The sequence below is a fragment of the Pseudomonas sp. 32_A genome, assembly GCF_017490905.1.
GTDB lineage: Bacteria > Pseudomonadota > Gammaproteobacteria > Pseudomonadales > Pseudomonadaceae > Aquipseudomonas > Aquipseudomonas inefficax.
The window spans coordinates 1-618 of sequence record NZ_JAFGYI010000125.1; the positions used below are offsets into that span (position 1 = coordinate 1).

Here is a 618-nt window from a genome sequence, read left to right on the forward strand (position 1 = left end):
CCTGCAGCGCGGCCGACGGCCCGCAGATTCTCGCCGTGGCCGACGAGATGGCGCTGCGCAGCCTGTCGTTCTCGGCCGCGCTGCAGGATCTCGCGAGCCTGCTGCACCGGATCGCATGGGCGCAGTTCGCGCCGGCGTCAGTGCTCGACGAATGGCCGGAGGCGGCCGATCTGCGCCGCTTCGCCGAACTGCTGAGCCCGGAGCAGGTGCAACTCTATTATCAGATCGCGACGGTCGGGCGCGGCGAGCTCGGGCTCGCGCCCGACGAATACGCGGGCTTCACGATGACGCTGTTGCGCATGCTCGCGTTCGAGCCGGCGACGACGGGCGGCGGCGCGCCGGCAGGCGGGGTGCCTGCTCGGGTGGCGGGCGCCGCGCCGAAGTCGGGCGCGCGTGCTGCTGCGGCGGTCGGCGCGTCGGCGGTGCCCGCAGTTACTGGAGCTACTGGGGCTACTGGGGCGGCGCTTGCTGCGAATGCGGCTGCCGCTCTTGCGGCAACGCGCGCCGAGGCGGCGCGTGCCGCGCCGGCGCGGCCGGCGACGGCGGAACGGGGCGACGACGCATCCGACGGCGACGCGCCGGTGCCCGCGAAGGCGAACGCACGCGAGTCGGCCGATG

The 618-nt window shown here is 74.8% G+C and carries 1 pseudogene; it reads left to right on the plus strand.

The features are described from left to right. Positions 1-618: pseudogene (locus tag J5M58_RS25895) on the plus strand (hypothetical protein); the annotation flags it as partial.